This window comes from Pseudomonas sp. GW821-FHT01D09, assembly GCF_059422465.1.
Window position 1 is genome coordinate 21,256 of sequence record NZ_JBWKWY010000002.1, and the last position, 17,032, is coordinate 38,287.

At 63.8% G+C, this 17,032-nt stretch carries 15 protein-coding genes; 11 read left to right on the forward strand and 4 right to left on the reverse strand.

Annotated features, from left to right (window positions below; all coding sequences use genetic code 11):
- Positions 1-53 precede the first annotated feature (53 nt).
- From AC07W7_RS02775 to AC07W7_RS02790, 4 genes are all read right to left on the reverse strand, one after another.
- Positions 54-875, reverse strand: a complete 822-nt coding sequence (locus AC07W7_RS02775; RefSeq protein WP_495038626.1) for a hypothetical protein — start codon at positions 873-875, stop codon at positions 54-56.
- Positions 872-2,473, reverse strand: coding sequence for a hypothetical protein (locus tag AC07W7_RS02780; RefSeq protein WP_495038627.1), 1,602 nt, complete (start codon positions 2,471-2,473; stop codon positions 872-874). Before AC07W7_RS02780 ends, AC07W7_RS02775 begins: the two co-directional genes overlap by 4 nt.
- 85 nt (positions 2,474-2,558) lie before the next feature.
- Positions 2,559-4,304 (reverse strand): DUF8225 domain-containing protein, encoded by a 1,746-nt coding sequence (locus AC07W7_RS02785; RefSeq protein WP_495038628.1) that lies wholly within the window; start codon positions 4,302-4,304, stop codon positions 2,559-2,561.
- Positions 4,301-6,115, reverse strand: a complete 1,815-nt coding sequence (locus AC07W7_RS02790) for a tyrosinase family protein (RefSeq protein ID WP_495038629.1) — start codon at positions 6,113-6,115, stop codon at positions 4,301-4,303. The genes AC07W7_RS02785 and AC07W7_RS02790 overlap by 4 nt, the downstream gene beginning before the upstream one ends.
- A gap of 159 nt (positions 6,116-6,274) precedes the next feature.
- Between AC07W7_RS02790 and AC07W7_RS02795 the strand changes: the two genes are divergently transcribed.
- The 11 genes from AC07W7_RS02795 to AC07W7_RS02845 all read left to right on the forward strand — a co-directional run bounded on the left by AC07W7_RS02795 (position 6,275) and on the right by AC07W7_RS02845 (position 16,919).
- Positions 6,275-6,733: an Lrp/AsnC family transcriptional regulator gene (locus tag AC07W7_RS02795; RefSeq protein WP_099168275.1), complete on the forward strand. Its 459-nt coding sequence runs from the start codon at positions 6,275-6,277 to the stop codon at positions 6,731-6,733.
- A gap of 129 nt (positions 6,734-6,862) precedes the next feature.
- Positions 6,863-7,465, forward strand: coding sequence for a transposase (locus AC07W7_RS02800; RefSeq protein ID WP_099168274.1), 603 nt, complete (start codon positions 6,863-6,865; stop codon positions 7,463-7,465).
- Between the two features lie 62 nt (positions 7,466-7,527).
- Complete coding sequence (locus AC07W7_RS02805) at positions 7,528-9,117, forward strand: ShlB/FhaC/HecB family hemolysin secretion/activation protein (RefSeq protein WP_495038630.1); 1,590 nt, start codon at positions 7,528-7,530, stop codon at positions 9,115-9,117.
- Between the two features lie 25 nt (positions 9,118-9,142).
- The gene (locus AC07W7_RS02810; protein WP_099168272.1) at positions 9,143-10,942 is read left to right on the forward strand and encodes a DUF2341 domain-containing protein; all 1,800 of its coding nucleotides are present in this window, start codon (positions 9,143-9,145) and stop codon (positions 10,940-10,942) included.
- A gap of 11 nt (positions 10,943-10,953) precedes the next feature.
- Positions 10,954-11,373: an ExbD/TolR family protein gene (locus AC07W7_RS02815; RefSeq protein WP_169866736.1), complete on the forward strand. Its 420-nt coding sequence runs from the start codon at positions 10,954-10,956 to the stop codon at positions 11,371-11,373.
- Positions 11,370-12,074 carry an energy transducer TonB family protein gene (locus AC07W7_RS02820; RefSeq protein WP_169866737.1) on the forward strand — a complete coding sequence of 235 codons (705 nt, stop codon included), beginning with the start codon at positions 11,370-11,372 and terminating at the stop codon, positions 12,072-12,074. The genes AC07W7_RS02815 and AC07W7_RS02820 overlap by 4 nt, the downstream gene beginning before the upstream one ends.
- 39 nt (positions 12,075-12,113) lie before the next feature.
- Complete coding sequence (locus AC07W7_RS02825; protein WP_495038631.1) at positions 12,114-13,805, forward strand: putative porin; 1,692 nt, start codon at positions 12,114-12,116, stop codon at positions 13,803-13,805.
- A gap of 17 nt (positions 13,806-13,822) precedes the next feature.
- Positions 13,823-14,449 carry a DNA repair protein gene (locus tag AC07W7_RS02830; RefSeq protein WP_495038632.1) on the forward strand — a complete coding sequence of 209 codons (627 nt, stop codon included), beginning with the start codon at positions 13,823-13,825 and terminating at the stop codon, positions 14,447-14,449.
- Between the two features lie 21 nt (positions 14,450-14,470).
- The gene (locus tag AC07W7_RS02835; protein WP_099168267.1) at positions 14,471-14,947 is read left to right on the forward strand and encodes a YbjN domain-containing protein; all 477 of its coding nucleotides are present in this window, start codon (positions 14,471-14,473) and stop codon (positions 14,945-14,947) included.
- Positions 14,944-15,891 carry a peptidylprolyl isomerase gene (locus AC07W7_RS02840; protein WP_495038633.1) on the forward strand — a complete coding sequence of 316 codons (948 nt, stop codon included), beginning with the start codon at positions 14,944-14,946 and terminating at the stop codon, positions 15,889-15,891. Before AC07W7_RS02835 ends, AC07W7_RS02840 begins: the two co-directional genes overlap by 4 nt.
- A gap of 50 nt (positions 15,892-15,941) precedes the next feature.
- Positions 15,942-16,919 carry a LysR substrate-binding domain-containing protein gene (locus AC07W7_RS02845; RefSeq protein ID WP_495038634.1) on the forward strand — a complete coding sequence of 326 codons (978 nt, stop codon included), beginning with the start codon at positions 15,942-15,944 and terminating at the stop codon, positions 16,917-16,919.
- The last annotated feature ends 113 nt before the right edge of the window (positions 16,920-17,032 follow it).

A 17,032-nucleotide genomic window follows, 5' to 3' on the forward strand; every position in this document is an offset into this window, starting at 1 on the left:
GACTGATACGCCGCCATCGCCAGCAACCCCACAGGAGTAGACCTACGCTCCACTCAAGGCTGGCAAGGATCGGTCTTGTTCAACAGATTCCCCGTCGAATACCACACACGCTGCGCCGCCGGCCCCAGGTCCAGTGCCACCGGCGCATCCGCACGGCCTTCCAGCAGTGTCGGATACACCCCAGGCTTGAGCGGCGACTGGCAGACGATCGGCAACGACTGCACCGTGGTGAAGTTCAAATCCACCGTAGACACCAATTGCGCCGCCGAAAACGGTGCCGGCGGCCCAGGCAGGGTAATGATTTCCTGGAAGTCCGGGTCCTGGGCGATGTAGTGCGTCAAGTGCGCCTCATTGCCTCGGCCAAACAAGGTGTACACCAGCTGTTTGGGCCGCTCGATACCCAGGTTGAACGGCCGGTAGATCACCACCGCCTCGACCGTCACCGGCACGTTGTCAAACAGCACCGGCCCCGGGGTGCCGCCGCCGTCATTGGAGTAGCCGTCAAAGATCGTTGCCTTGAACGCGGTCACTTCACCGGCCTTGAGCTGGGGCAGGGTGAACGTGTCGTTATCGACGTTGATCAGGTTATACGGCTTGCTCGGGTTGGCCGCGCGCAGCGCCTGGTACTTGGCCATCACGTCGGCGGGCAGGCTGGCCTGCAGGACGATCTGGTACCTGTGCTTTTCCGTGGTGAACATCGGCATATGCACCAGGAACAGGGTCTGCGAACCGACCATGAACATGCCGTGGTTACCCGGTGCATCGGCATCGGCGCCGTTGTTCACCGCGTGCAGTTCATGGGCCGAATGGGCAAAGGCCTGGGGCGCAAGGAGTATCGACAGCGCGAGCATTAGGGTGGCGAGGGAACGTTTCATGGTTGGCCGTCCTTGAGGGTTTCAAAGGCATGTACGCGTTTGATCAGGCCTTTTTGCTGGGCCGAGTCGGCGTTGTTGAACAGGAACGAGAAGTCCGAAGCCAGGGTCGGGCTGCCGGCAATCGTCGCTTGTTGATGGCATTGATTGCAGCTCATGCCCTGGACGTAAGTCTCCAGGGTGGTGTTGGCCACCGGTACGTTGCTATCGCTGATAAAGGCGCCATAGGACAGCGGCACCGTCGCTCCCGCCCCGGGCTCGACAGGGTACGGGGCGGTTGGCGAGGTGATCCACAGCACATTGACCAGCTTGTAGTACTGGAACACCGACTGGCCGTTGGTCTGTTGGGCGAAGTTGGCCTGTACCGCAGCGTTGAGGGCTTGTATGTCCGAAGGCAGAGGGTGTTCGCGGGTGGTCTGGACCGGTTGGTCGCGGGGATAGGGCTCGGTGCATTCCCGATCAGGGTGGTGCTGCTTGCACTGGATGCGGGCCACGTTCGGCGTGCATACGTCAGGGCCACCGGTGCAATTGGGGTTGTAGAAGGTGTAGCCGTCCGGCGGTGTCTGTTGCGCGGGCACCTGGTTCGGTTCCTGTACGTTGTCCACTTGCTCGAAGGTGGTCCAGATGAAGTTCGGTTCGCTCTGGGTCTTGTTGATGATATGCAGGCCCACCAGGCCCACCACTTGCTGGGTGCATTGCAGGGTGGCGGGGTTCTTGAGCCAGGCCAGGGTGGTCAGGTAGCGCCCGTAGAGCTGGGGCTTGCCGGTGAGGATGCGCCAGGCCGCCTTGAGTTCCAGGGCGCCCAGTTGTTCCTGGCGCAGTGGGTGGGTGGGCATCGAGCGCATCATCTCGCCGGCCGGCAGCGACAGGCCGGCCGGGTGCTGACCATCGCTGTTTTGCGCGACGATCAGTTGATTGGCCGCATCGTACAGGCCGTTGTCGACGATGTAGTCAAACTCGGCCTTGCCCACCTTGCGTTCAAAATACACCAGGTTGCCGGTCTGGTCCGTCAGCCAGCCGCCGGCGGCTTCCATGATCGGGTCGGGAATCGACGCCAGGGTGCCGCTGGACAAGTGGAAGCGATGCTGGGCGTTGGTCGCGCTTTCCGAGGTGGCGTTCATGAATTTGCGCGCCCCCACCGACAGTGTCTGGAGGTTGTTCTGGTTGCTGCAATTGGACGGCACCAGGGTTTGCACCCCCCAGTCGCTGGGCTTGGGTGCGCCGGGCAGGAAAATATCATTGGCGTCCTTGTAGCTGGCCCATACCGGCGCCACGCTCATGGGTTTGCCGGCGGTGGTGGGGACGCCGAATTGCTCGACGGTGATGCTTCTGTCCGGCTCGCCCGCCAGGTTGGGATCGGCTGGCCAGCCGGGGTCCACCGGCCAGTTAAGGGCAATGAACAATTGCCAGCCAAAGCAATTCATAAAGCCCTGGCCGGTGGTACCGAAATTGTTGACCGGCAGAAACCCGCCGCTCTTGGGGTTGAACACCAGCTGCTGCTGGACACAGTTATCGGCCTCCGACGCTTGGGCCGATGGCAGGATAAACAGGGACAGCAGCGTGCCGACCAGCAGCAGATTACTCAAGCGATACCTGGACATCATCGCGCTCCTTGCAAGAAGGTGAAGCCTCTAGCCGTTCTGCAGGCGCCGGCAAGCCAGCGCCTGCAGGGCATGGTGTTTGCCCTTAAGTGGAAGGCACCAGCGCCAGCCCGGACTCCCATGGATGGTCCGCCGCGCTGACGTTATCCGCCTCGCCCGGGTTGAGCGCGCGTACCGTCACCAGCCCCGGTGCAGCGTCCGCAGCAACGGTGATGGTCATGATGTAACACTGGGTGCCGCCCGCGTTGGTCTGGCCGGGAATGGCCGTGGCATCGGGCCAGAACTCCTCGATCTGCGCCGTCACCCCGGGGTTGCTGAACTGTACCCGTGCGGTGGCGGGGGTGGTCTTGAGGTCGGCGCCTTGGACCACCAGCGCGAACTGCCCGCTGCTGCCAGGGGCCAGCCAGGCCGGCAGGTCGGTGGGCGACAGGCCGTAGAACAGGTCCACCGGCAACAGCTGCACCGGCCAGGGTTGCAGGCCATTGACCCGGTCCTGCACGCAAGACGATTGCTGTTGCGCGGTGCTCGGCATGGTGGTGACACTCAGGCCCACCAGCAGTTGCTGGGCAATCACCCAGACATAGCTCACGGCCTGGCCGTTGATGGTGATGTCATTGATCGAGAACCCCGCACTTTCCGGCACCTCGAACACCGCCTGCAGGATCTGGTCGGAGCCGTTGGCCGCCGATTTGGCGGTGCCACGGGTAATCCGCCAGTACTGGCTCACATCCTGGCCTTGTGGGCCTTTCCAGGCATTGAAATTGGTCGGTTGTTGCAGGTACAGGGCGATAGGGTTGGTCAGGGAGATACGGCTGGGTGGGGTCCCATCATTGGTCGCGCCATTGGCGGCAAAGCCGATATGCGGGTCGGAGTTGCGATAGTTCTGCCCATATTGCGCGCAGCAGATCAGGGCCTGAGGGGTCTGGCTGCTTTGCAGGGGCCGCATGATCGTGGCCGCCGCCGCCAGGTACACCTCGGCGCTGAGGGTGTTGGGGCCGGAGGTCAGGTGCATTGCGCCGCCGAACTTCCCAGGGGTACAGGCGGTGCCGGCGTTCCATTTGTTGACGGTGTCGTAGGCCGGCAGGCCCGTGGTCGGGTCAATCACGACGTCACCGGGGTTGCCGGTCTTGCATTTGCTGGTGTAGCGCAGGTACAGGTCTTCCAGTTGTACGGCCGGGTCGATGTAGTCGCGGTACAGCCCCAGCACGGCATTCGGATCGATGCGCCACATGGCCAGGAAATACGCCGGGTTTTCGCTGGTGAACGTGATCTTGCGCATGTGGCCATTGGTATCGCGCACAATCGACCACTCGCAGTATTCATCCAGCCAGCCCCGTGGCCCCGAGGGCGAGAAGTCCTTGTATTTGCCGTTCCAGTCGATAGTCGGGCAACGGGTCACCGGCAATTGCAGCAGGGTGCCTTTCTTGTCCGGGTCGTACAGGGTGTAGAGGGTGTTGTTGAGGGTGATCTGGCCGTTGTCGGTCAGCTCCATGACCTGTTGCAGGGTCATGGCCTTGCCACCCAGTTGCGGAACCACCGCCTTGCCGCTGTCGTAGAAAAAGGTCCACAGCCGGTTGGGAAAGGGTTGCCAGGTAATCGCTGGCAGGGTGGTGTCGCCATAGCCCTCGACCAGCGGGTTGTAATAGGCCGAGCGCGGCGCGTCGTTCAGGCCCGACCACGGGTTGCCGATGATCGCAGCTTCGGTCCAGCCGGTGATGTCGTTGTTCCAATCGGTTTCAAATTGCGGCAACTGGTTTTCCAGACCCAGCTTGTTGTAGTCCTTTGGCGCTTGCCCAGCGGGGGACGTGAATTGCTTGAAGGGCGTGCTCATGTCAGATCTCCATGGGGGGTAGAAACGGAGCAGCAACCGGCACTCGGGGGAGGGTCGGCAACGGTCTGGCGTGGGTCGTCCCACACCAGTTGGGCGATAAAGCCAGGCAGCGGCGCGTACTCTTGCGGCGCCAATACCCGGGCACTATCGAGATGGGTGACCAGCAGGCTCAACTGCACGGCATCCGTAGGGCCCAGGTGCAACGCCGTGGCACTGCGCGCGGCATTCAGCGCACGGCACACGCCCTGGGTGATGCAACGGTCCTTGTCGTCCACCAGGCCCATGCCGATGCGGCTGAAGCGCCCAACGTAGTGCGGGTTATCAGCGCTGGCCTGTTGGGGGGTGGCGTCGGGTTGGTTGAGGAACACATCGATCAGGTAGGTGTCGTGGGTGCAGCGCACATGGTCGAACACTACCCACGGGCCGCTGGCCTGGGCCTGCTCCTGGGCCGGTGCGGCACTGTGCGGGCAGCACGCGTTCGCGCTGGCGCGCCGTGCACCGAACGGCGGCGCCACCGGGGTGGCGTAGTCGTAGCCGATATGCCGGCTGTCCTGGGCCATATCGCCCAAAGTGGTATAGCGCCAGGCATCGGCACTGGTGAACGTGACCGTCTCGGCCTGGCTGCCGGCAAACGGCTGGAGCAGGCACTGGGTGGTGTACTGCGCCGCCGGGTTGGCGCGGATCCAGATCTCCAGCACACGGTCGATATTGGCGTGATAGGAGCAGAACACCGGATCAAACGCGGTGTAGGCGTTGTCGGCCATATCGCCGCCGATCCAGCCGTGATAGTTGTCGTGGGGCTGCTCGTACAGGCCATCGAAATTCAGCGTGCGGTTGGGGTACAGCGCGTCCTGTTGCGGCGGATCGAACACCGTGATATTGGCCCAGGGATACCCCGGCACGCCCTGGGGCTGGCTGAAGGTCTTGAACGTCAAGGCATCCACCACCTGCTGCTGGAAAATCCGGCTCATGCCATACAGCTGGGTGCGCTTGGCACGTTGTTCGTCGCCCTGGGTGTAGAACAGCGGGTTGCGCTGCACAAACTGGCAGTCCACACCTTCGACATTGCCCGCTGCACAGACCTTCGAGCGACCATCCTTGGCCGCCGCATACCGCAACGGGTTGCGCCGCACTTCGCCGTTGTGCGGGTGCACATAGGTTTCATCGAGGAAGGCCTGGGGCAGGCCGGCCTGGGGGCTGCCATCGACACTGGCGTCTTCGGCCATCCAGTCCCAATACGGGATCGGGCAGTCGATCAACGCCTCCAGGTACAGCAGGTAAGCGCGATGCCACAGGGCAAAGGCCTCTTGGTAATGCAGGCACCAGTTGGTGTGGATATAGGCATAGCGCTGCCACGGCGAGCCACTGTCCGGGTTGCCGATCTGCATCACGTCGTCGAGCCGTGCGCGGTACAGGTCCAGTTGTTCCTGGCTCAAGGCGCGGATGTCTTGGCGCACGCGCTTGACCGGGTGCGGCAGGTCCGGTGGTGGAATGCGCTCGGCGATATCGAACGGCGAAAAGCTGTTCAGGCGCCAGCCTTGGTTGACCCACAAACGCAAGGTTTCCAGGGCGTCGATGGGCCAGAACTGCCGGTCATCCAGGGTCAGCGGCATGTTGCGCGAAGCCAGGTGCTGGTAGATGGTTTCGGACCAGGTCTTGACCGAATCGGGGTCTTCCAGGAACACGTCGTAGGCATTCATGCACCGCACCCACGAACCTGCGACCTTGGCGCGGTCGGCGGGCGGTATCCAGTAAGGCGCGGTGAAAAGCCCTTGGATATCAGCGGTCCATGTCGGTTTCGCGACTATCATAAGATCCCTCTCATGCGCCCCCATGCTGGATCTTGCGGGGCTGCTAAGCTGGAATTGATAGTAACGGGCCACTGCGCAGGATTTGTGCAAATTGGCCCCCTGTTACGGCGGATTCATTGCAGTTTTCTCAAGGAAGAAGTGGAAATAATGACAGACGCCATGGATTTGAAAATTCTCGGCAAATTGCAGAAGGATTGCACCCAGAGCCTGGACCTGCTCAGCGACAGCGTGGGGCTGTCCTCGACCAGTTGCTACCGGCGCATCCGACGCCTGGAGAGCGCGGGAATCATCAAGGCCAAAGTGGCGGTGCTGGATGAGAAAAAGCTGGGGATCCAGGTCACGGCATTCTTTTTGATCAAGCTCGACAAGGACAGCAACGACATTGATCGCAAGATGCAGCACATCCTGGTCAACCACCCGGAGATACAGGACTGCTACCTGATGACCGGGGAGTTTGATTTTGTGATGGTGGCCAAGTTTCGCGATGCCACGGAGTACACCGAGTATATCTATCGGTTCCTGGACACTTACCGCGATATTCCGATCCGCACCTATTCGTCGACGCTGGTGGTGCGCACGGTGAAGAAGTCTTATGAACTGCCGTTGCAGGAGGTGTAGCGCCTGACAATCCAGCCTGGCGAATGAAGCTTTTATGACAAAAGTTCGGTAGTCCTCCCGTGCCCCCGTCTTGCCTATGTAACGCGTTCAAGCGCGCGACACAGGCCAGGAGTGGGGCGGATGGGAACTATGGAACGCTACTCGAAAGTAGGCATGCAGGAGCTCGACCAGCGCCTGTCAAAGATTGTCGAGGCCGCGCGCAAGAAGCCGGTCTCGGTGTATCGCTATGGCGCGCCCTGGGTCTGGATCGTGTCCCAGGACGACTGGCAGGGCGCCTTGAAAGAAGTGTCCAGCTATATACCTGCCGGCCATTCCCTGGTGTTGCTACGCCCGCAGATCGACGAGGTGCTCGACCAGCACCGCGACCTGTTGCAGGCCCTGAGTGCCGAGCCCGGCATGCTGATCGCCCCGCGCACGGTGTTGCAGATCCTGCTGCTGCAACTGCTCTATTCGGTGCCCAGCGAACAGCAACTGCATGAACAGCTCAACTACAACCTGCTGTTCCGCTGGTTCGTCGGCCTCGACCTGACCCAACGGGTGTGGGGCATCCATGTGCTGCAACGGGATATCGCCACGCTCCTGGGCAACCCACGGGCGGTGCAATTGATCCAGAAAATCATCGGTGAAGTGTTCTGTGGCGCCTTGCTGCACATGCCGGAGTTCTCCTTGAACTTCGCGCTGATGCACACCTGGCTGGCACGGCATGCCCATACCTCGACATCCAGCAATTGAGTCGGCCAAACGCTGTGCCAACAAGCGTGAAGGCCAACCATTCCAGTAATCCAGGGGGCGGTGTGACGCATCTGTTCAAATCAACGTTGGCGCTGTGCTGGCTGACACTGGCGCTGCCGGTATCAGCCGATGAGCCAGGTGGCGCGTCCGAGGCCGCGGTGCGGCGGGTGGACGTCAATGAGTACTTTGTACGCGGCAATACGGTGCTCGACGCCCGGGCGATCGAAGAGGCGGTGTACCCATTCCTGGGCCCGCAAAAGACCTTGAGCGACATCGAAGGCGCCCGCGATGCCTTGCAGAAGATCTACCAGGCGCGCGGTTATCAGTCGGTGTTTGTGGAATTGCCCGAGCAGAAGGTCGATGACGGCATCGTCTACCTGCAAGTCAGCGAGACCAAGGTCGGCCGAGTGCGGGTGGTGGGGGCCAAGCACTATTCGCCGGTAGAGATCCGCGAAGAAGTTTCGGCGCTGAAGGAGGGGGCGGTGCCGGATTTTGCCACGGTGCAGACCCAGCTCGCCGGCCTCAATCGCGGCGCCGGGCGCCAGGTCACACCGCTGGTGCGCGAGGGCCAGCGCCCCGGCACCATGGATGTGGACCTGCAAGTCGAAGACCAGAACCCCTGGCACGCCAGCCTCGGCCTGAACAACGACTACAGCGCCGACACCGAGAAGCTGCGCAGCGTCGCGACCCTGGGCTACGACAACCTCTGGCAACTGGGCCACAGCGTGTCCCTGACCTATTTCACCGCGCCCCAGGACAGCGCAAACGCCAAGGTCTGGTCGGGTGCCTACAGCGCGCCGCTCAACGAGCGCTGGACGCTGCAGTTTTCCGGTTACCAGTCCGACAGCAATATCGCCACCATCGGCGGCAGCAACGTGTTGGGCAAGGGCCACTCCTACGGTGTGGCGGCGATCTACAACCTGCCGGCCAGTGGCGCCTGGGCCAACTCACTGTCGGTGGGCGTGGACTTCAAGGACTTCGAGGAGCAGATGCAGTTCGGCGCCAGCCGCGACCAGATCCCGCTCAAATACGCGCCACTGACCTTCGGCTACAACGGCTACCGCTACACCGAACAGGCGCAACTGGGCCTGGGCCTGAACCTGGTGGTGGGCACCCGTGCGTTTTTTGGCTACGGCAGCGACGCCGAAGAATTCCAATACAAGCGCGATAAGGCCAGCCCCAGCTTTGCCGTGCTCAAGGGCGACCTCAATTACACCTACACCTTCACCGGCGACTGGCAATCGGCGACCAAGACCGCGTTCCAACTGGCCTCTGGCCCGCTGGTCTCCAACGAGCAGTATTCGGCCGGTGGCGCCACGTCGATCCGTGGCTACCTGGCCGCCGAGCGCACCGGGGATGAAGGCTACTTGCTGTCCCAGGAACTGCGCACGCCGTCCCTGGCCAAGTTCCTCGGCAGCTATGTGCAGGAGTGGCGCTTCTACGCCTTCGCCGAAGGCGCACGCCTGCGCCTGCAAGACCCGCTGCCCGAGCAGGAAGACGAATACAGCCTGGCCAGCGTCGGCCTCGGCACCCGCGCCAGTTTGAGCAAGTGGCTGTCCGGCAGCCTGGATTGGGGCTACCCGCTGCTCGATGGACCGAACACCCAGAAACAGGACTCGCGACTGCACTTCAGTGTGCAGGCGACTTTCTGACCCTTTTTCCCGGAGAACCCTTCACATGCAACGCCTATTCCTGAGCCTGTTGATCTGCCTGGGCTTCGCGCTCCCGGCCACCGCCCATGCCTGGTGGCAGGACGACTGGCACTACCGCAAGCAGATTTCGGTGGACACCACCCCCCAAGGCGCCGCGATCAATCAGGCGCTGGGCCGTACCGCCTTGCTGGTGCGCCTGCACACCGGCAACTTCACCTTTGACGGGGTCAAGGAAGACGGGGCCGACCTGCGCTTTGTCAGCGCCGACGACAAGACTGTGTTCAATCACCAGATCGAGAGTTTCGACCCGCTGATGGGCATGGCGTTGATCTGGGTCGATGTGCCCAAGGTCGAAGGCGGCCAGCGCCAGGACCTGTGGATGTACTACGGCAACGACAAGGCCCCGGCGACCGGCAACGGCCAACTGACGTTCGATCCGAGCTACACCGCGCTCTACCATTTCGATGGCGCCAACGGCACGCCGGCCCGTGACACCACGGCCTATGGCAACACTGCGCTGAACGCCACCGGGGCGAGTGTCGACGGTGTGATCGGGCGGGCCTTGCAGTTCAGCGGCCAGCCGTTGTTGTTGCCGGCCAGCCCGTCGCTGCAACACACCGCCAGCGGCGCCTTTACCTTCAGCGCCTGGCTGCGTCTGGACCAGGCCGGTGGCGAGCAAGTGGTGCTGGCCCGGCGCGAAGGCAGCGCCAGCCTGCTGCTGGGCTTGAACCAGGGCACGCCGTTTGTCGAAATCGACGGCCAGCGCGCAGTCTCGAGCCAGCCGCTGAACCCCGGCCAATGGCAACACCTGGCATTCACCGCCGCTGGCAATAGCGTGACCCTGTATGTCAACGGCCACGAAACCGCGACCCTGGCGTTGGCGATGCCGGCATTCAACTCGCAACTGGCCATCGGCGCCGACCTGCCGGACGCCACCAGCGGCCTGCTGCCCTTTGCCGGGGCTCTGGACGAGTTGCGCCTGTCCAAGGTCGCCCGCCCGGCGGGGGTGTTGTTGGCCGATGCCAGTGCCCAGGGGTCGGAGTCGAAACTGCTGGCCTATGGCGTGGACGAGGAACAGTCGGGCTTTGGGTTCGGCAGCCTGGGCTTTTTGCTCAAGGCCGTGCCCATTGATGCCTGGGTGATCATCCTGGTGCTGGTGGCGATGATGGTCCAGTCGTGGGTCATCATGATCCGCAAGAACCGCATGGTCAGCCGGGTCAGCAGTGCCAACGAGATCTTCCGCGAGCAATTCGCGCAGATCGGCACCCGCCTGGAGATGTACTACGACGACCAGGTCCTGGCCGAGCGCCTCAGCCACTCGTCGTTATGGCGCCTGTACCGCGTCGCGGTCCAGGAGATCCGCACCCGCCGCGCCCAGGGCGCCGACACCAGCTCGGTCTCGGCGGCCACCATCGAAGCCATCCGCTGCTCCATGGACGGCGTGCGCACCCGGGAAAACCAGCAGCTCAGTGCCAAACTCTCGACCCTGTCCAACGCCATTGCCGGCGGCCCGTACATCGGCCTGCTCGGCACCGTGCTGGGGATCATGGTGGTGTTCCTCGGCACGGCCATGGCCGGCGACGTCAACATCAATGCGATCGCCCCGGGCATGGCCGCCGCCTTGCTGGCCACCGCCATGGGCCTGTTCGTCGCGATCCCCGCGCTGTTTGGCTACAACCGCCTGATTACCCGCAACAAGGAAGTCAGTGCCGATATGCGGGTGTTCGTCGATGAGTTCATCACCCGCCTGGCCGAGATGCACGGCGAGAGCCAGTCCAGCGAGGCCGCGCATCGGCGCGTCCAGCCCGCCCACGTACCGGCCTGAGGAGAACCCGTATGGCTTCTGTGAATGCCTCCCACGACGATGACGACGATGCCGCCGTCGACAGCATCAATATCACGCCCCTGGTGGACGTGCTGATGGTGGTGCTGGTGATGTTTATCCTCACCGCCACGGCCCAGGTCTCGGGGATCCAGATCCACTTGCCCAAGGCCAGTGCCTCGGTGTCGTTGTCCGAGGCCAAGACCAAGGCGATCTCGGTGAATGATGGCGGCCAGGTGTTCCTCGACGCCTACCCGGTGACCCTGGGGGAACTGGAAGAGCGCCTGCGCATCGAGAAGGCCCTGAACCCGGAATTCCCGGTGATCGTGCGCGGCGACGCCACGGTGCAGTACCAGAAGGTCATCGAGGTGCTCGATCTGCTGCGCCGCCTGGAGCTGTCCCAGGTCGGCCTGGTCACTGGCAAACCATCATGACCGCACAGATGCCGATCCCGCCCACGCCGGTGAAACAGTCGCCGCTGCGCCCGCTGAAGTGGGGCGCCGGCCTGCTGGTGGGCGCCGTGGCCGCGTGGTTTTTGTGGCAGTGGGCCAATGACATGAGCGGCGTGCGCCGCGAAGCGCCCAAGGTGCCGATGATTATCCCGTTGCCGCCCCCACCGCCGCCGCCCCCGGAGCCGCCCAAGGAGCCCGAGCCCCAGGTCGAGGAAAAGATCCCGGAGCCGGAGCCCACGCCCGCGCCGGAGGAGGTCAAGCCCGAGGAGCAGGCACCGCCGAGTCCCGCCGACGACCTGGCCAACCCGATGCAGATCGACGGCGATGCCCAGGCCGGTAACGACGGTTTCAACGTCGGCGCCGGCAAGGGCGGCGGCATGGCGGGGTCCGGTGGGGGCGGCCTGGGCACGGGCACGTTCAAGCAGTACCTGGCCGGGGTGTTCCAGCGCCTGCTGCGCGAAGACCCGGAGTTGCGCAAGAAGGCCTATGCGGTGCAGGCCGACCTGTGGCTGAGCGGCGACGGCGAGGTGACGCGGGTGGAGCTGGCCCAGTCCAGCGGCGATGCCGACACCGACGCCCAGGTGCTGGCGGCACTGCGGGCCACGCCCCGTTTGAAAGAACGCACACCGGCCTCCCTGACGTTGCCGGTGCGCCTGTCCCTCAAGGGCCGACGCCCGGAGTGAGCCAACCTTTTTGCAGTTTTCTACAGGAGTTGTGTGCAGATGATTTCCCACGTGAATCGATTGACCCTGGCGGTCGGCATGGTCATCGCGACCCTGGTCGGCCAGGCAACGGCCGCCCCGGCCGCGCCTTCGGAAAACGCCACGATCAACCTGATCCGCCTGCTGGTGCAGCAAGGCGTGCTCAAGCAGGAACAGGCCGACGGGCTGATCGCCCAGGCCGAGAAAGAGGCGGTGCAGGCACGCCAGAGCACAGTGGCCGCCACCGGGCCTGCGGCGGCCCCTGGGGATGTGCGGGTGCAGTACGTGCCGGCCGCCGTGCGTGACCAGATCCGCGACCAGGTCAAGGCCGAAGTCATGGCCACCGCCAAGCAGGAAAACTGGGCCCAGCCCAACACCTTCCCGGACTGGGTCTCGCGTATCAGCTTCGACGGCGATATCCGCCTGCGTGACGAGTCGCGGTTTTTCTCCGGCAATAACAGCAATGAAATCGTCGACTACGCCAAGCTCAACGAGAATGGCCCCTACGATGTCAATAAAGACACCAACACCCGCCTGCCGCCCTTGCTCAACACCCGGGAAGACCGCGGGAACCTGTTCCGCCTGCGCGCACGCCTGGGCATGAAGGCGATCATTGCGCCGCAGTGGACCGCCGGCATCCGCATCGGCACCGGCTCGGACAATAACCCGGTGTCCACCACCCAGACCCTGGGCGGCGGCTTTGGCAAGAAAGATATCTGGCTCGACCAGGGCTACCTGACCTGGAAGGCCACCCAGGACCTGACCCTGACCGGCGGGCGGATCGCCAACCCGTTCTATTCCACCGACATGATGTATTCCAGCGACCTGAACTTCGACGGCGTGGCGGCGATCTTCAACCACAGCCTGAGCAACGAATGGGGCCTGTTCGGCACGCTGGGCGCGTTCCCGGTGGAGTACACCTCCGACACTGCCAGCAGCAACGGCTTCGACAAGGAAGACAGCGACACCAAATGGCTGTTCGGCGGGCAGATCGGCGCCAACTGGAAGATCAACCGCAGCAACAGCCTCAAGGGTGCATTGGCCTACTACCGCTTCGACGATATCGAAGGCCAGCGCTCCAGCCCTTGCTCGCCGTGGGCCGGCGCGCCGGGTTGCGACACCGACGGCTCGCGCGTGGCCTTTATGCAAAAGGGCAACAGCGTGTTCCTGCTGCGCAATATCAGCGCCAACCCGGCGACCCCGGGCCTGACCCCGCAACCGCAATACGTGGGCCTGGCCTCCAAGTTCGATGTGCTGGACCTGAACCTGGTGTGGGACAGCGAACTGCCGCAGGACTTCAAGTTGCGCAGCCAGGCCAACTTCATTCACAACCTGGCCTACGACAAGGACGAGATGCTCAAGCGCAGCGAAGGCGAGATCGTCAACAACCTCAACAGCAAGGGCCAGTTTGAAAGTGGCGGCAATGCGCTGATGGTGCAGTTCACCCTCGGCAGCGCCCTGGAGATGAACAAGGCCGGCGACTGGAACCTGTTGGCCGGCTACAAGTACATCCAGCCGGATGCCTTGCCGGACGGCTTCAACGACTCGTCGTTCCACCTCGGGGGCACCAACGCCAAGGGCTACTTCATTGGCGGCAACTACGGCATCGACAAGAACATCTACGCCAGCGCCCGTTGGCTGAGCGCCTCAGAGGTATATGGCGCGCCGTTTGAAGTCGATGTGATGCAACTGGAACTGAATACGCGCTTCTGACGCGTCGGGAGAAACCCATGAACATGCGAATTTGCGGACTGGTCCTGGCCCTGGTCGCCACCGGCGCTTCGGCCGAAGGCCTGGAAGAGCGCCTGCGCACTCAACTGCGCAGCACCACCGCGCAATTGCAGGCGCTGCAAAGCGAGCAGGCCCAGGCCGCCGCCGCAAGGCTTGCCGCCGAAAACCAGGCCAAGCAGGCCCAGGTGCAGATCAAGCAATTGAGCCTGGAACTGGACAAGGCCCGGGGTGTGGCCGAGCAACTGGCCGGCCAGCAGCAGAGCCTCTACAGCCAGGCCCAGGCGCAAGTGGCGGCGAGTGCCGAGCAGACCGGCAAGTTCAAGAAGGCCTATGAGGACCTGCTGGTGCTGGCCCGTGGCAAAGAAACCGAACGCGCCCGCTTGCAAGCGCAATTGAGCGAACGTGACACACAAGTGCAGCAATGTTCAGCCAAGAATCAACAGATGTATGGCGTGGCCCAGGAGTTGCTCGCGGCCTACGAAAAGATCGACGTGGCCGAGGTCATGAGCATTCGCCAACCGTTCGCCAGCGGCGCGCGGGTCAAGTTCGAGGAACTGGCCCAGGGCTTTGGCGACGGGCTGTACAACAGCCGTTTTGATGCGCCCCAGGCGGCGCTTACTCACTGATCAACCAAGGACCAGACGCACATGAGCGAATTGATGAACAGCGTGACCCCCCAGAGCCTCACCGAGTTGCTGCAAGAGGCCGGCTACCGGGTCAACCAGAGCGAGCAGAACGGCATCGTGCAACTGCTCAGCGCCAGCCAGGGCATCGGCTTTGCCGTGCGCTTCGGCAACCCGGCGGCGGAGCAGGGCGCCTATGTGGATTTCACCTACAGCTGCGCGCTGCGGGTCCAGGGCGAGCTGCCCGAAGGCCTGGCCCAGGTATGGAACGCCTCGCGGCGCTTTGCCCGGTTGTCGGTGCAGGGTGAGTTCCTGCTGATGGAAATGGATGTGGTGGTGGCGGGCGTCGGTGCCCTGCATCTGCGCAGCCAGCTGGAATTGTGGGACCGGCTGCTGCAGGAATTTATCGTCTACCTGCGTGAATACAGCCATACCGCTGCGCAATTGCAGGCCCAGGACGCACCGGGCGTCGACACCCGCGAAGAGGCGCCGGCACTGTGAAAAAACCAACCCTGGTGGTGGGGGCACTGGTCTTGTTGGGGGTGGCGGTGGGCCTCGGCCTGAGCCTGCGCTCGGGCAGCGACCCGGTGGCGGCCCAGCAGCCGGCCCGGCAGCCCGCCCCGGTGATCGCCCCGGATGGCCCGGCGGTGGCGCGCCTGGGCAATCAACAGGTGGACTTAGCGGAGCTGCAGGCGCTGCTGGCGACCTTGCCGGCCGAGTCCCGCGAGCAATTGCGCGCCAATCGTGGCGCCCTGGAAACCTGGATCCGCTCGCGCCTGGCGCAAAAGGCCGTGCTTGAACAAGCCGATGCCCAGGGCTGGCGACAACGCCCGGAGGTGGAGCAGCAGACCCGCGCCGCCACCGAGCAGATCGTGTTTCGCGACTACCTGCTGTCGGTCAGCCAAGTGCCGGCCGACTACCCCAGCGCCGCCGAGTTGCAGCAGGCCTATGACAGCGGCAAGGCGCAGTGGATGACGCCGCCGTTGTACCGGGTCAGCCAGATCTTCCTGGCGGTGGATGGCCCGCAAGGCACCGAGGCCGTGCGGCGCCAGGCCCAGGACCTGAGCCGCCGGGCCCAGGCCGCGCCGGCGGAATTTGCCGGGTTGGCCAGCCAGTACTCCCAGGACGCAGGCAGTGCCGGGCGCGGCGGGGATACCGGCCTGCAACCCTTGCAGCAACTGGTGCCCGAGGTGCGCACGGTGGTCGCGCGCCTTAAACCGGGCGCCGTCTCGGACGCGGTGCAAAGCGCGGCGGGGTTCCATGTGCTTAAGTTGACCGAGCACCAACCGGCGCGCACCGCCAGCCTCGACGAACTGCGCCCACGCCTGACCGAGGCCCTGCGGGCCCAGCGCCAGGAGCAGATTGCCAAGGCCTACCTGGAAGGCATGCTCAACACCGCCACCTTGAGCATCGACGGTGCGCAGCTGAACCAGGTACTGCAATAGCAACGACTGACTGCATGGATGCACAGACCCAATAAGACAGGGAGTTCCCCATGGACTATCTAGAGCCCGCATCACCCCACGGCATGATGCCCTACCGCGCGCCCGGCGAACCCCGGGAAGCCTGGCTGGCCCTGGCCGCCGGCATCGACCCGGAGGTGGCGCGCTACTTTCTGATCAGCGCCCGCTGCGGCTGCTTTATGCAGGCGGCGCGCAGCCTGAATATCAAGGCCACCCTGCTGCGCAAACGCCTGGCGCTGCTGGAAGAACAGATGCGCCGTTCACTGTTCAGCTACCAGGGCAACGTCCTGGCGCTGAGCCGTGACGGCCAGCAGCTACAGGCGCGCTTGGTGACCCTGGCCAATGAACGGCGTGTGCCGGTGCAGGAGCAGCCGTTGATTCGCCTGGCGGTGGCCGAGACCATCTTGCATGACATCCTCGGGCGCGACCTGATCGCCCTGCTGCGTCGCAATGCCAGTGTGCGCCTGGAGATTGTCAGCATCGACAGCCCGCAGGCGCTGCAGGCGGTAGAGGCCGATGTGGTGCTGTGGCTGGCGGGCGTCGACTCGCCGCAGCCGGGGCTGGGTTTTGCCACCCACCCACCGCAGGCGCTGGCCTGCCTGGATTACGTGCCGCATATCGCCAAGCGCTACTCACGCCTGGCCGCACGGCCAGACAGTGTGGATGACTTGGCGGACTACATGCTGGTGCAATGGCAGCCCGACGGCTTGGTCGAGGCGCTGGCGCCGTGGAACCGCCTGGTGGAGCAGCGCGTGGCCGGGGTAGTGCAGGTGCAGGCGTATCCGTTGATGCTGGAGATGATCCGTTGCAGCGCGTGCATCGGGTTATTGCCGCGCTACATGAGTTGCTTTGACCGGGGCTTGCTGGCGTTACCGGGGTTGTTTGCCCAGGACATGCAGCGCCAGGTATGGATGGCGGTCAATGCCGCGGCAGCGCATCCGCAGGCGGTGCAGATGATGGTGACGATGGTGGTCAACACCTTCGAGGAACGGCGGGAGTGGTTTGGCTGAGTTTGAGGTAGTGCGCATCTGCTTCCCTGTAAGGCAGCGAAGATCAAATGTGGGAGCGGGCTTGCCCGCGATTACGGTGGATCAGTACCAGATTGACTGCCTGACACGACGCT